Annotated in this window: 16 protein-coding genes; 6 read left to right on the top strand and 10 right to left on the bottom strand. The window is 39.7% G+C overall.

All coding sequences use genetic code 11. From position 1 onward, the window contains the following. Positions 1-25 precede the first annotated feature (25 nt). The 4 genes from yajC to ACKTS5_RS15505 all read right to left on the bottom strand — a co-directional run bounded on the left by yajC (position 26) and on the right by ACKTS5_RS15505 (position 2,973). On the bottom strand, positions 26-343 hold the full coding sequence (gene yajC / locus ACKTS5_RS15520) for a preprotein translocase subunit YajC (RefSeq protein WP_408044808.1): 318 nt from the start codon (positions 341-343) through the stop codon (positions 26-28). A 9-nt stretch (positions 344-352) separates the two neighbouring features. Continuing rightward, positions 353-817: a DUF1573 domain-containing protein gene (locus ACKTS5_RS15515; RefSeq protein WP_408044807.1), complete on the bottom strand. Its 465-nt coding sequence runs from the start codon at positions 815-817 to the stop codon at positions 353-355. Between the two features lie 33 nt (positions 818-850). After that, complete coding sequence (nusB, locus tag ACKTS5_RS15510; protein WP_408044806.1) at positions 851-1,789, bottom strand: transcription antitermination factor NusB; 939 nt, start codon at positions 1,787-1,789, stop codon at positions 851-853. Positions 1,790-1,872: 83 nt separating this feature from the next. Next, on the bottom strand, positions 1,873-2,973 hold the full coding sequence (locus tag ACKTS5_RS15505) for a Glu/Leu/Phe/Val family dehydrogenase (protein ID WP_408044805.1): 1,101 nt from the start codon (positions 2,971-2,973) through the stop codon (positions 1,873-1,875). 165 nt (positions 2,974-3,138) lie between these two features. Between ACKTS5_RS15505 and ACKTS5_RS15500 the strand changes: the two genes are divergently transcribed. Beyond that, positions 3,139-4,893, top strand: coding sequence for an ABC transporter ATP-binding protein (locus ACKTS5_RS15500; protein ID WP_408044804.1), 1,755 nt, complete (start codon positions 3,139-3,141; stop codon positions 4,891-4,893). 90 nt (positions 4,894-4,983) lie between these two features. Next, positions 4,984-5,340, top strand: a complete 357-nt coding sequence (locus ACKTS5_RS15495; protein ID WP_408044803.1) for a PUR family DNA/RNA-binding protein — start codon at positions 4,984-4,986, stop codon at positions 5,338-5,340. Between the two features lie 147 nt (positions 5,341-5,487). Here the strand turns inward: ACKTS5_RS15495 and ACKTS5_RS15490 are convergent, their stop codons facing one another. Genes ACKTS5_RS15490 through ACKTS5_RS15480 form a run of 3 tightly spaced genes read right to left on the bottom strand, consistent with a single transcriptional unit; the run spans position 5,488 to position 7,810 of the window. Next, on the bottom strand, positions 5,488-6,522 hold the full coding sequence (locus ACKTS5_RS15490) for a chorismate-binding protein (protein WP_408044802.1): 1,035 nt from the start codon (positions 6,520-6,522) through the stop codon (positions 5,488-5,490). Beyond that, positions 6,519-7,373: an alpha/beta fold hydrolase gene (locus ACKTS5_RS15485; protein WP_408044801.1), complete on the bottom strand. Its 855-nt coding sequence runs from the start codon at positions 7,371-7,373 to the stop codon at positions 6,519-6,521. The genes ACKTS5_RS15490 and ACKTS5_RS15485 overlap by 4 nt, the downstream gene beginning before the upstream one ends. Then, complete coding sequence (locus ACKTS5_RS15480; protein ID WP_408044800.1) at positions 7,370-7,810, bottom strand: PaaI family thioesterase; 441 nt, start codon at positions 7,808-7,810, stop codon at positions 7,370-7,372. Before ACKTS5_RS15480 ends, ACKTS5_RS15485 begins: the two co-directional genes overlap by 4 nt. Before the next feature lie 39 nt (positions 7,811-7,849). Here ACKTS5_RS15480 and ACKTS5_RS15475 point away from each other — a divergent pair, with 39 nt between their 5' ends. Genes ACKTS5_RS15475 through ACKTS5_RS15465 form a run of 3 tightly spaced genes read left to right on the top strand, consistent with a single transcriptional unit; the run spans position 7,850 to position 9,658 of the window. Then, complete coding sequence (locus ACKTS5_RS15475) at positions 7,850-8,359, top strand: IS1096 element passenger TnpR family protein (RefSeq protein ID WP_408044799.1); 510 nt, start codon at positions 7,850-7,852, stop codon at positions 8,357-8,359. 5 nt (positions 8,360-8,364) lie between these two features. Continuing rightward, complete coding sequence (locus ACKTS5_RS15470; protein ID WP_408044798.1) at positions 8,365-8,985, top strand: L-threonylcarbamoyladenylate synthase; 621 nt, start codon at positions 8,365-8,367, stop codon at positions 8,983-8,985. Then, on the top strand, positions 8,975-9,658 hold the full coding sequence (locus ACKTS5_RS15465) for a hypothetical protein (protein WP_408044797.1): 684 nt from the start codon (positions 8,975-8,977) through the stop codon (positions 9,656-9,658). Before ACKTS5_RS15470 ends, ACKTS5_RS15465 begins: the two co-directional genes overlap by 11 nt. On the opposite strand, the gene ACKTS5_RS15460 is transcribed toward ACKTS5_RS15465, so the two are convergent. Continuing rightward, the gene (locus ACKTS5_RS15460; protein WP_408044796.1) at positions 9,642-10,640 is read right to left on the bottom strand and encodes a glycosyltransferase family 2 protein; all 999 of its coding nucleotides are present in this window, start codon (positions 10,638-10,640) and stop codon (positions 9,642-9,644) included. The genes ACKTS5_RS15465 and ACKTS5_RS15460 overlap by 17 nt on opposite strands. A 61-nt stretch (positions 10,641-10,701) precedes the next feature. Continuing rightward, complete coding sequence (locus ACKTS5_RS15455; protein WP_408044795.1) at positions 10,702-11,154, bottom strand: type I restriction enzyme HsdR N-terminal domain-containing protein; 453 nt, start codon at positions 11,152-11,154, stop codon at positions 10,702-10,704. A gap of 55 nt (positions 11,155-11,209) precedes the next feature. Here ACKTS5_RS15455 and holA point away from each other — a divergent pair, with 55 nt between their 5' ends. After that, positions 11,210-12,214, top strand: a complete 1,005-nt coding sequence (holA, locus tag ACKTS5_RS15450) for a DNA polymerase III subunit delta (RefSeq protein ID WP_408044794.1) — start codon at positions 11,210-11,212, stop codon at positions 12,212-12,214. Positions 12,215-12,250: 36 nt separating this feature from the next. On the opposite strand, the gene ACKTS5_RS15445 is transcribed toward holA, so the two are convergent. Then, positions 12,251-13,546 carry a phosphatidylserine decarboxylase family protein gene (locus ACKTS5_RS15445; RefSeq protein WP_408044793.1) on the bottom strand — a complete coding sequence of 432 codons (1,296 nt, stop codon included), beginning with the start codon at positions 13,544-13,546 and terminating at the stop codon, positions 12,251-12,253. Positions 13,547-13,667 lie beyond the last annotated feature (121 nt).

Genomic DNA, 13,667 nt, shown 5'->3' with positions numbered 1-13,667 from the left:
AAAAAGTGAGCAGAGCTCACTTTTGTTATTTTGCAGTTGGCTTTTGATATTTTTTACTCAACTCCATAGAAATTGCCGAGCGCTCAAATTTTATTTTTCCTGCTCCGGTTTCTACAGTTACCGTATTGTCATTATCGTTTAGTTCAACTATTTTACCGTGAATTCCACTTGTCGTCACCACTTTGGTTCCTTTAGCTAATTCTTCTTGGTATTTTTTTTCTTTTTTCTGACGCGATCTTTGCGGTCTTATGACTAGGAAGTATAAGGCTCCAAACATAAGTACGAAAGGCACCATTTGCATAAGGCTATTATTAGCCTGTAAAAATAGAGTTTGTGCTAACATTATATCGAATTATTCTTTGCTTTTCGCTTTTACCATACCACCGATCTTTACGGTTTCAATACCTTTTTCTGTATTGGTACGTAGGGTTACCGTTTTCGATTGTTTACCAACCTTACCGCTCGTATTAAAACTCACTTTGATCTCTCCAGTTTTTCCTGGTGCAATAGCCTCCTTAGGCCATTCAGGTACAGTACAACCACAAGTAGCGTCTGCTTTTGAGATAATCAAATCTGACTTACCAGTATTCGTTACGATAAAAGAAGTTTTAATGACATCGCCATCTGTAGCGGTCCCAAAATCAAATTCGGTTTTATCAAAACTAATTTCAGGAGCTCCGACATTGATCGTCTTATCGCGCTCTGCAGCTTTGGCTAGGTTTTCTGATTTTATCTTGGTAGCTGCATTTCCATTAGAACAAGACACAGCCGTAAAACTAGCGGCAGCGATGGCCATTGCGTATACTATTTTTTTCATATTGATATTATGTTTTGGTAAAAATACAAAATCTTACAATAATCCCCTTCCAATTTTCACCATGGCATTGGAAGCCAAGTATTCTTTTGCCAATTTATCCAACACTCCGTTGATAAAATATCCACTCTTGTTGGTCGAATAGTCTTTGGCAAGTTCGATGTATTCATTGATGGTTACACGGCTCGGAATCGATGGGAAGTGCAAGAACTCAGTGATGGCCATTTTGATCAAGATAAGATCAATATCAGCGATTCGGTCTGCTTCCCAATTCGGAGTTTTATCTTTGATATCATCACCGTACTTATGTTGGTTAAGTACTGTTTTTGTAAAGAGGGCTCCAACGAAATCTTTGTCGTCCTGATCTTTGTACAAATTACCTAAAACAAAAGGATTCTTAGGTGTTTGCTTGTTGAGGGTTTTGAGGACCCAAGTATTCACGAAAGGCATGTCGTCTACCCACGAAATCATTTTATCTTCAAAGTAATCGGCAATCTTTTCATTTGGAGCGATGATGTCTCTAAAGAAATTAATCACAAAGCTACGGTCTACGTTATAAGAGTCTTCTACCGTGTCCATATACTTTTTGTAAAGTTCACTGTTCAAGAGCTCCTCGAAAATAATTTCCACGTACTTGTCGTCTAAATCCCAATAATTAAGTTTGTTGAGTTCCACGTAGCCTTCTAAGCTCACACTGTCTGTTAACAGGTTGAGTAAGCGGTTGTCAATAAATTTTGTGTTGGGGTTTAAGTCTTCTTTAGTGGCGAGAATTTTCTTTTTAGAGAGCTCAATTCTCTTTCGAGCTAACTTTTGTACTTCAACCAGTAATTGTAAGTTTAAAACGTACAGGTCAAACATCTTGTCGATGCTGTGTTTTAAAAACTTTTCTTCTCTAACTAGGTCATCACTATGCGCTTGTTGTATCGCATACACCGACTGCATTACTTTAACTCGAATATGTCTTCTATTAATCATTTGAAAGAACTTTAAACAAAAAAGAGAGCGTAAAGAATGGTAATTCTTACGCTCTGCAAAATTATAACTTTTATTTATCTTACCTAGCTATTTTGCTCTTTTTTACGAGCATCAATTCTCGCTTGTGCGATATTGAAGGCTGCTTGGTGTGTTGTGATGTTTTCTTTTTCTGCTAAGTCAAAGATTTCAAGAGTGGTATTGTAGATGTTTTCAGTTCTCTTTAAACTCTCTTCTTTTCCGTATCCTTCAACTTCAGCGTATACATTGATAATTCCACCAGCGTTGATTAAGAAGTCAGGAGCATAAGCGATACCGCGCTCTTGTAATAATTTTCCGTGTTTAAGTTCGTTTGCTAATTGGTTGTTAGCAGCTCCAGCAACTACTTTTGCGTTTAACTGTGCAATAGTGTTGTCGTTTAAGGTAGCTCCTAAGGCACAAGGTGCGTAGATATCGATATCTAATCCGTAAATATCGTTTCCTAAGGCTACGTTTGCATCGTACTTTTTACTCAAAGCAGCTAAACGCTCTTCGCTAATGTCGTTTAAGATTACTTGAGCTCCTTCGTCAGTGATGTGCTTCACTAAGGTTTCACCAACATGACCAACTCCTTGAACTAATACTTTTTTACCCGCTAAATTGTCGGTTCCAAATTTGTATTTTGCCGCGGCTTTCATACCCATGTAAACTCCGTATGCTGTTACAGGAGATGGGTTTCCTGATCCACCAATCGCTTCAGAAACTCCAGTAACATGAGGTGTTACTTCACGGATGATATCCATGTCTCTAGTTTCCATTCCTACATCTTCAGCAGTAATGTATTTTCCACTTAATGAATGAACAAACTCTCCAAATTTACGCATTAAGGCATCGTTCTTTTGAGTCTTAGCATCACCAATAATAACGGCCTTTCCTCCACCGAGATTTAATCCGGTTATAGCTGACTTAAAGGTCATTCCACGAGATAGACGCAATACGTCGTTTAAAGCTTCCCATTCACTTTTGTACTGCCACATTCTAGTTCCACCTAAAGCTGGTCCTAAAGTTGTATTGTGGATACCAATTATTGCTTTTAAACCTGTATCTTCGTCATTACAAAAAACGATTTGTTCGTGATTGTCAAAAGATAATTGACCAAATACTGGATCGTTTTTAAGATCTTTAGTATCAATGATTTCTGATGTCATTTGTTATGTGTTTTGATTTGAGTTTATTTTGATAATCTCAAAAAATTAGGTCGCAAAAATAGGAAATCGTTAAAACATAATCAAAAAAAGCCGTTGTAATTGTATTATCTTTAACAAAATTAGAACGGAAATAGGTTTTTAATTAGAGAAATTTTTTAAACAGTTTTGAAGGAATTACAATATCTGAACAAGTATTTTATCAAGTATAAGTGGCGACTTCTAGTCGGAGTAGTCATTACCGTATTATCCAAGTTGTTAGCACTGAAAATCCCAGTAATCATAAGAGATTCTTTAAATGTCGTAGAGCAATACGTACAGGGGAAAACAACCGATTTACCCGCGGTAAAACAAGAGTTGTTGTACAATATTTTATGGATAGTTGCCGTGACCTTGGTGGCAGGATTTTTTACTTTTTTAATGCGACAAACAATAATTGTGATGTCACGTTTGATAGAATTTGATTTAAAAAATGAGATATATCAACAGTATCAGCGACTGTCTATTAACTTTTATAAAAAGAATAGAACCGGTGATTTGATGAACCGAATTAGTGAAGATGTGTCGAAGGTTCGCATGTATTTTGGCCCAGCAATCATGTACTCCTTGAATATGATTGTACTGTTTATTGTGGGCTTTACTCAAATGATTCAAATCGATGCTACTTTGACCATGTATACCTTACTGCCGTTTCCTATTTTATCGATTTCAATTTTTGTGTTGAGTCGAGAAATTAATAAGAAGAGTGGTGTGGTCCAACAGTACCTTTCTAAGCTGACAACCTTTAATCAAGAGTTCTTTTCGGGGGTGAATGTGGTAAAGTCTTATGCCATAGAAAAAGAAGTCATTGCTAATTTTGATAACTTGGCCGATACCAGTAAGGAAAAGAATATTGCCTTACACAAGGTACAAGCTTTGTTTTTTCCTTTGATGATTTTATTGATAGGTTTGAGTAATATCATCGTATTGTACGTCGGAGGGAAGCAATACATTGCTGGAGATATACAAATTGGAGTCGTAGCCGAATTTTTTCTGTATGTCAACATTTTGACCTGGCCAGTAGCCATTGTCGGGTGGGTGACTTCTATCGTGCAACAAGCGGAGGCTTCTCAAAAACGTATTAATGAATTTTTAGAGGAAGTTCCCGAAATCCAAAACACAGTAGAAACAGGAACCGAAATTCAAGGAACAATTGAGTTCAAAGATGTGTGGTTGCAGTACGACGATACAGACATCACCGCACTGAAAGGTATTAGCTTTAAGGTAGCACAAGGACAAACGGTGGCCATTTTAGGGACTACCGGAAGTGGAAAGTCTTCAATAGTCAACCTCGTTTCGCGTTTGTACGATACTACAGGTGGACAAATTTTAGTGGATGGAGTGGATATCAAGGAATGCAATTTGTACGATTTGCGCAATCAAATCGGGTTTGTACCTCAAGATCCATTTTTGTTTTCAGATACCATAGAGAACAATATCAAATTTGGTAAAGCAACGGCGGAGCTTACTGAGATTCAGGAAGCTGCTAAAAATGCGGTAATTCACGAGAATATCATGGATTTCAGCGAAGGGTATCAAACGGTTTTAGGGGAGCGTGGTGTTACCCTGTCAGGAGGACAAAAACAGCGAACTTCTATCGCCAGAGCGATTATCAAAGACCCCCAAATATTGGTGTTTGACGATTGTCTTTCAGCGGTAGATACGGAAACGGAAGAACGAATTTTGACGAACCTAGAAAAGGTTTCAAGTGGTAAAACAACCTTCATAATCAGCCATAGAATATCCTCAGCTAAGAATGCAGATATGATACTTATCCTAGAAGATGGTAAGATCATTCAACAAGGAGTTCACAATCAGCTCATAGAACAAGAAGGATATTACAAAGATTTGTATAATCAGCAACTTTTGGAAAAAGAAATATAGTGTTTCGCATTGTTACGTCAATTATTTTGTTAGATTTGTTGAGCAATTTTAAATAAACAACTATTACTTATATTACTTAAGACAAGAATTATGAGCGAGAGAGTAGAACAAGAAGAAATTTTTTCACAGGTTTTAAGAGCTGGTAGAAGAACCTATTTTTTTGATGTTAGGTCAACTAAGGCTGATGATTACTACTTAACAATTACGGAAAGTAAGAAGTTTACACACGATGATGGTTCATTCCACTACCAAAAGCACAAGATCTACTTGTACAAAGAAGATTTTTCTGACTTTAAGGACATGTTGGACAAGGCAACTAATTACATTGTAAGCGAAAAAGGAGAGGAAGTTATTAGTGAGCGCCATCAAAGAGATTACAAAAAAGAAGAAGCGGCCGTAGAAGCCTCTGCAGAGAGTTTTACCGATGTTTCTTTTGATGATATTTAAGGAAACAGCTTGAGTTAAGCTCATTGTTGTACCTTAAAATTTCAATTCAAATTCAATTTACACTATAAAAACCACCTAGCTTTAATCACTATGTGGTTTTTTTTGTTTTTACTTGATGATGTCACTTGAGTTACCCTACCTGGGAACTTACAATACTTGTTTCATCACCTTGGATTTCGCTACGGTTTCTTCCCATTCATTTTCGGGAATGCTGTCGACGGTGATACCTCCACCGATATACAAGGTGGCTTTAGAGGTTTCGAGCTCCATACAGCGCAAGTTGACAAAGAGTTCCGTTTGTTTTTCAATATCGACTTCTCCTAAGTATCCTGTATAATATTTTCGCGAATAGTTTTCGTGTTTGTTGATAAAGTCGAGTGCCGCTTCCTTGGGAAGGCCACATACCGCTGGTGTTGGGTGTAAGCGATTCACAAGCGTACTGAGGGCTCCTTCATAAGTTCCAGTAATCATCGTTTTTAGGTGAAGTAGGCTCCCTGCTTTTGCCGTGTGCAACGGCCCGCAGTGAAGATCTGGAGCAAGGGAACTTAATTGCTCGCAAATATACTCCGTTACCATTTGTTGTTCTTCAATTTCCTTGGCACCCCATGCAACGTCTGTACTTCCTCGGTATACCTGAGTACCTGCAAGCGCCATGGTGCGGAATTCCTTGTTGTTGACGGTTACTAGTGTTTCCGGAGTTGCTCCTGACCACAGACCAATTTTAGGGTGGTACCACAAATAGGTAAAGGCATTCGGATAGCTGTGTAGGAGTCGTTCAAAGATGCTAAGCAGGGTTCCTTTGCGGAGTGAAACCACCTCACTTCTCGACAGTACAACCTTCTGAAATGCCCCTGATTCAATTGTCTCGACCGCTTTTTTAACGAGCTGTATGTGTTGTTGCGCTGCTGAGTTAAGGTCAGTAATTGTGCTAGGCTGAACGGTTACCTGTTGTGGATTAAAGTGTACCTCCTTACATATGGATTCCGCTAAGGGAATCAGAATAGGAGCCGTATTTTTTAAAAATGGAGCAAAAACGAATCCGCTTTCATTTAGTTCATCGCTGTAATACACCTGGTCATTCTGTTGTATGATCGCTTTCAGTCGGTCACTGCCGGCCTTGTTGTAAATTACAAAAGGACGCTGTTGTTGTAATGCGTTTTGTATGTCGTCAAATAAGGTCAATCTTTGAGCTTTAAGAGTTGTTGTTTAATAGGTTCAAATCGACTCCAAACTAAATCGTGCCCAGCATCGTGTAAAGGGATCAACTGAAAACGTGAGCTCGGTAGTTGTTTTTGTAAATAGGTCGAATTCTCCAAAGGGACTATCCAGTCGGAATTACCGTGCATGCTAATCACTTGATTCGGGGTTGAAGCCCACGTTTTTTCAAAGTTTTGCAAATCGGAACGATGTGATAGTTTTTCTTTGGAGGCTTCCTGCCATACTTTAGGAATCATCCATCGTGTCATTGGCCAGCGGTACAAGTTTACCATCCAAGGCATTGGTTCTACCGCACTGTACACCGCAGGAGCCAAAAGTACTACTTTTTTTAGCTTTTTACGAGTGGCAAGTGCAATGGGGCCGCCGTACGAATAACCTACGAGTATGGTATTGTCGTTGGGGAGTTGGTCTAAAATGCTATGGAGCATATCGCGTTCAAAGGCAATGCTCTCTTGTACCGGATGTGGATCGTTATAGTTGTAGCCGATTCGATCGTAGGAGAGCATGTTAAAATGCTCGGTCAGCGTACTGTCGTTCATATAGGCTTCAAAATTAGCACAAGACCCAATAGTCCCGTGTACAAAGACCAGTGTAGGTTTGGCGGGATTGAGGGCTGTTTTGAGTACACGAAATGAAAAATCCTTAAAGTGCCATTTAGCGATGGTTAGTGGGGTGGGACTGGTTTGGAAAAGCTCCATCAAAGCCTTGTCAGAAGGCGGAGCTGAAAAACGTACAAATACCACGTATAGTGCAACGAGTAGGACCAGTAAGCTAATGCTGGCATAGCGAATTATTTTTGATAGTCGCTTTCTCATTTTTTGGGTAAAACGATATTTGTGAGTTTGGCTATGGAAATCAATCGGTCTTCCTCATCTACAATTTTAACTTCTAACAAATGGGTGGTTTTTCCGAGGTGAATAGGACGAGCAGTGGCATATACCATTCCTTCTTTTTTACTTTTGACATGGTTAATGCTGAGTTCGATTCCTTTGATCACTTGTGTTTTTGCGTCTGCAAATAGAAAGGCAGAGGCAGAACTTCCAACAGTTTCTGCGAGTGCTGCACTGGCACCACCGTGAAGTAACCCAAAGGGTTGGTGTACGTTGGGGTTTACTGGCATGGATACTGTCATGTAGTCTTCGCCTATTGCGATAAACTCAATATCCAAGGTTTCCATGAGGGTATTTTTATTAAAACTGTTGAGTTTGTTTAATAATTGTTGTGAATCCATAAATACAAAAAGAAATTTCATTCAAAAATACGTATTTTTGTACCTATAAAAAACAACCTAATGTATAAAGTACGCGCTATATTAGATACGCAAGAAGACGTAATTAGAACTTTTGTTATCGATGAGAACAAATCCTTAGAGGACATGCATTTCGCTGCAGCCAAGGCCTTTGGATTTGACGGTCAGGAAATGGCTTCTTTTTACCGTACAGATGATGAGTGGAACCAAGGAGAAGAAATACCGTTGTTTAATATGGCTGAGGCAGGAGAAGGTCTTTCGATGGCAAACTGCTCAATCAAAGACACGTTGTTACGTGTGAATGACAAATTGATTTACGTGTATGATTTTTTGCACATGTGGACGTTTTACATCGAGTTAGTAGCCCTGCAAGCCGATGGTGATGACGGAGCAGTGGTGTTGTCTGTGGGAGAAATTCCAGGCGAGGCTCCTATGAAAGAGTTTAAGGCGGACGATTTAACGAAAGGTGATGACAAGGAGTTCGACGATGAGTTTGGAGATAATTTCACCGGTTTTGAGCGTCTTGACGATTTTGATTTTGACAATTATTAGTGAGTATGGGACAGTTTGTAAAGCTTTATAACGAAAATCCGAACCCGAAAGAAATTGATAAAATCGTCAAGGTTTTACAGAAAGGGGGCGTTATCATTTACCCTACAGATACCGTGTATGGACTGGGGTGCGATATTACCAATGCGAAAGCTTTGGAGCGCGTGGCAAAATTAAAAGGAGTAAAGCTGGATAAAGCAAACTTTTCATTTGTTTGTAATGACTTGAGTCATTTATCGGATTACGTAAAACAAATAGATACTCCGACCTATAAGATATTAAAAAGAGCACTTCCAGGTCCCTATACTTTTGTATTGCCTGGAAGTAATAGCCTTCCCAAGACCTTTAAAAAGAGAAAGACCGTTGGGATTCGCGTGCCCGATAACAATATAGCGAGAAGCATCGTGGAAGCTCTCGGAAATCCTATAGTTTCTACATCGATTCACGATGAAGACGAAATTATAGAGTACACTACCGATCCTGAACTTATTTTTGAAAAGTGGCAGAACCTCGTTGACCTCGTGGTCGATGGCGGGTATGGAGATAATCACGCTTCGACCGTGATTGATTTGACAGCGGAAGAACCCGAAGTTATCAGAGAAGGTAAAGGAGATTTAGATGTTTTGTAATTGGTTGCCAAAGTTTCCTAATGACAGCGGTCCTATTTATCAGGAAACGCTCGAAGGGCGCTTGCCTGTTGAACCATTTAATACGTTTAGCAATTTAATTTTTATTGCCATTCTCATTTATTTTTTTCAGAAAATAGCAAAGCATCCTAAGCAGCATCCTTTTTTTCTGTTTGCAATTCCAGTTATTTTTATCAGTTGGATCGGTGGCACTATGTTTCACGGAACTAGAAGTCACGAGTTTTGGCTAGTGCTCGATTGGTTGCCTATCATGATTGTTTGCTTGGGAGGAATCCTTTATTTTATCGGAAAGATTACTCCGGTTTGGTGGCAACGTACTGGTTTGTTAGTAGCAATTTTAGTCGCCACAATACTTCCCCGATTTTTATCGTTGCCCGACTCGTTTCGAATTTCGTTCGGATATGTGATGACGGCCATTGCGGTCATAGCTCCCTTTTTGTATTACGCTTACTTAACAGCGTGGAAAAGGGTACATTATATTGGCTTGGGATTGGTGTTTTTTGCGCTCGCGATAGTTTTCAGAACCCTTGATTCACTTGTAGTGCTGCTGCCTATGGGAACGCATTGGTTGTGGCATACCTTTGGCGGCGTTGCCGTGTTCTTTTTACTCTTGTATATCTACAAAGATCGAGAGGCTCTTATTGCAAATTCTTAAACTTTTTTCTACCTGCAATAAAGTGTTGCCAAACCACAGAAGTACAGTGGTTATAATGAAGCTTTTTCTGTAGTTTTTTTCGCTTTCCTAAGAACTTCAAAAAATTAGCATAAAAACTAATATGCGCTTTTAAAATGGCCAAAGTGTGCACTGGACGCAGTTCCAAAGCAAATTTTAAACCAGCGACTCCATCGAGTATCAGTCGAGAAAAAACGACAAACAAAAACCAGCGTTTTGGCACGTTTTTGACCGTGTTTAATAAACTATTTCTAAAATTTAAAAAGGTCTTGTGAGGATTGCTTTCTTGCAAGGTTGCCCCACCCACATGATATACTGTTGAGCTTCCCACATAGCTCACTTTATACCCTTCGTTTTGCGCCCTCCAACAGAGGTCAATTTCTTCTTGATGGGCAAAGTAATCTTCATCAAAGCCTCCTAATTTGTGGTATACCTCCGATCGGATAAACAAACAGGCACCCGAGGCCCAAAATATATCGGCGGTATCATCGAATTGTCCGGTATCAGTTTCTAAAAAATTAAAAATTCGACCACGGCAGTACGGATAACCGAGTAAATCGATAAAGCCACCACCAGCTCCGGCATATTCAAATTTGGTTTTGTCTTTGTAATCCAGTAATTTGGGTTGGATGATCGCAGTTTCAGGTTGCTTTTTAAAGTAGTCTACTACAGGGGTTAACCAGTTTTTTGTTACCTCGATATCCGAGTTTAACAGGCAATAAATATCTGCCTCAATGTGCTGTAAAGCATCGTTATATCCTTTGGCATATCCTCCATTGGTCTCATTCTGAACAATTTTAACCGAAGGGAATTGCGTTTTGATATAGTCGATAGAAGTATCTGTAGAGGCGTTGTCAGCAACGTAGACTTCAGCTTCTTGTTCACTGTAGTTTACTACACTGGGTAAAAACTGTTCTAACAGTTTTCTTCCGTTCCAATTTAATATGACGATAGCTATTTTCAAGAGGCCAAAAATACAGTTTTAAGTTGATTTAAAGGTATAAGTATACGTTAATTTCTGGCCTTTAGACGCTGCGTTCGTATTCAGGGAGGTCTCTTAAAAAAACATAGCGTTCGTTTTCTTTGTCAAGGGTACAGTAATAGTGCTGTAAGCCATTCGTAACCACCAGCAATCGGGCGTTTAGTTTCATGTTGTACCTCGCAATTTGATCGAAGGTTGCCTGAGTGATGTTTACGGATGGGGCCTTGCATTCGACAATGATATCGGGTACTCCAAGGCGGGAGAATACTACGATATCCGTTCGCTTTTTTAAACCGTTTACTGTGAGTTGTTTTTCAATGGCAATTAAACTTACCGGGTATTTTTTTTGCGCTACTAAGTACTGTACATAGTGCTGCCGTACCCATTCTTCCGGAGTTAATACCAAGTATTTTTTTCTCAAACTATCGAAAATAAGCGTCTTATTTTCGTTACTTTTGAGCCTGAAATCACAGGGAGGTAAATTTAATTTTTGCATGGAGTAAAAATAGCAAAACTTTCCGAAGCTAAGGAGTAAATCGAGCACAAGGACAATGAATGAAGCAGTACAGCTAATTAAGGATATCCGCAGTGGAAATATAAAACCCATTTATTTTTTAATGGGTGAAGAGGCCTTTTACATCGATCAGATATCGGACTACATCGAAAAAAATGTCTTGGAAGAATCTGAAAAAGGGTTTAATCAGGTGGTGATGTACGGTAGAGATGTAACTATCGAAGAGATTGTTGCTTCTGCAAAGCGCTTTCCTATGATGGCAGAGCGACAAGTACTCATTGTCAAAGAAGCACAGGATTTGAGTAGAACCATTGACAAAATAGAAGCCTACGCAGCACAACCCCAGCCTTCCACGGTACTCGTTTTTAACTACAAATACAAAAAGCTCGACAAACGTAAAAAAGCCTACAAGGCCATTGCTAAGAATGGGGTGATTTTTGAGAGTAAAAAACTATACGAAAATCAAGTGTCCGATTGGATTCGAAAACGCCTCGGTACCAAAGGATTTAACATAGAGCCTAAAGCAGCGCAAATGTTGGTTGAGTTTTTAGGTACTAACTTGAGTAAGATTCACAATGAGTTGGAAAAGTTGATTTCTATTTTGCCTGCAAAAACGATTATTACGCCTTCACATATTGAAGAAAATATTGGGATCTCGAAAGATTTTAACAATTTCGAGTTGCGCAAGGCTATTGGGCAACGCGATGTGGTTAAGGCAAATCGTATTATCAATTATTTCGCACAGAACCCAAAGAGTAATCCGATAGTGATGAGCATTTCGTTGCTCAACAGTTTTTTTACGCAGCTGTTGTTATATCACGGTTTACAAGACAAGTCAAAAGCGTCTGTAGCGAGGGCCTTAGGAGTAAATCCGTATTTTGTGGATGATTATGCGACCGCCGCCAGAAATTATCCAATGCGGAAGGTATCGCAAACCATTGCACTGCTTCGTGATGCTGATGTCAAGAGCAAGGGAGTAGGGGCCAACGCGCTCTCTCATGCCGACATTCTCAAAGAATTATTATTCAAAATCTTGCACTAATAGAGTAAAACGCCCCATTTTGGGGCGTTTTTGGTTTTATTTTACCGTGGCTAATTTTGAGCGTACTGGAATATTTTTAGAGTTCAATCCGGGTATTTGGTCGTGTAAGTCAAATTCTAACTGCACTTCCGGTCGGAAAATCAGGCAATGGGTAGAACCTCCGAAGTGAAACATTCCCAGTTGTTCGCCTTTTTCAATGCGCTGTCCTTGCTTAACAGTGATTTCGTTGGAAGAAACTTCTGCCATGCCCACCGACATAAAACACATCAGGCCAATCTTAGGATTGTCGGCTTCGATAAAAATTAAAGCACGTGTTGCTACCTCTGTTAAGTAGGCCTGCGATTGGTTAGGAGCGGCACTGTCTGGACCAGCAGGGTTGGCAAATCCTTCGTAGTAATCTTCCGAATAATAACTGCCGTCAATAACATAGGCTTTGAGCACCGTACCACTTACTGGACTGTTCCAACGGTGGTAGCTCAAAGCACTCAAAAAAGCTTGATATACAGTTCCACCGATAAACTGTGAGGTATAGATGTCGTCGGCAAGCATATCGCGTAAAGAATAGGGCTGCCCTTTAATCCAGAAGTTGGTTTTTTCAAGGACATCTCTCTCTAGGCGGAACGGAGCTGACTCGCAAGCATTGACGATGATATCAGGATTGTCTTTTCCGGCTACAGGGCGAAGTCCCTCTTTAAAAGTTCGGGTAAAAAAATCGTCCCAAGATTGGAACCCAAAAGCATTTTGCACATCAGGAGAAGGGCAGTTAAAGATATCGGTAAAGGAAGCTCCATTTCCATAAGCAACGTCGCACATTTCTTTTAGGGCTTCATCGGAGAGCCATCCTTGACTTGTAGTATTTAAAACGTAGGTAGAATCCGAACTTTGTAAAAACGATTTCCAATAATTTAAAATGGCCTTGAATTTTTCATTGACCCTTTTATCCAAAAATGCGACGTATCCGGCAAGGGTTCCCATGGGCCAATCTAGGATAGCGTTGATAGGAAAGCCTACGAGCCCGGTGGTGTTGAATTCCGGAGCTTGTGTCATAATTGCATTGATTAACAGTAGCATGTGTTCGTAGTCACGTACTTGAGGAGCACCGGTGGGTGTTTGGTTGTATGGAGCTTTGTTGGGGATCTCGGTAAACATAGCTGTAAACAGGGTGCGGTAATAGTTGTTACTTTCGATAAGTTTTTTGAGGTCTTGAACAGGAGGAACCAACGATTGCGGGGTGCGATCTACGTAGTCAATGAGTTCAGTGAGCCAGTTTTCAAGAAATAGGGCATCGGAAGGAAGCCATTCAGCAACGCGGTACTGGGTACTTGTAGCCATAGTTTTAAGTTTTAAAGTTTAATTAGTTACTAAAAGGTACGGCTATCGCTCGGATAATCCGAACCGTTTAACGTAATTTATATAATGATAAGAAGTTGTTGCTGATTTGTTTAGGTTGGAA

The organism is Tenacibaculum litopenaei (genome assembly GCF_964514025.1).
GTDB classification, from domain to species: domain Bacteria; phylum Bacteroidota; class Bacteroidia; order Flavobacteriales; family Flavobacteriaceae; genus Polaribacter; species Polaribacter litopenaei.
The sequence above is the reverse complement of the archived record's forward strand: the minus strand, read 5'-3'. Positions and strand labels throughout refer to the sequence as shown.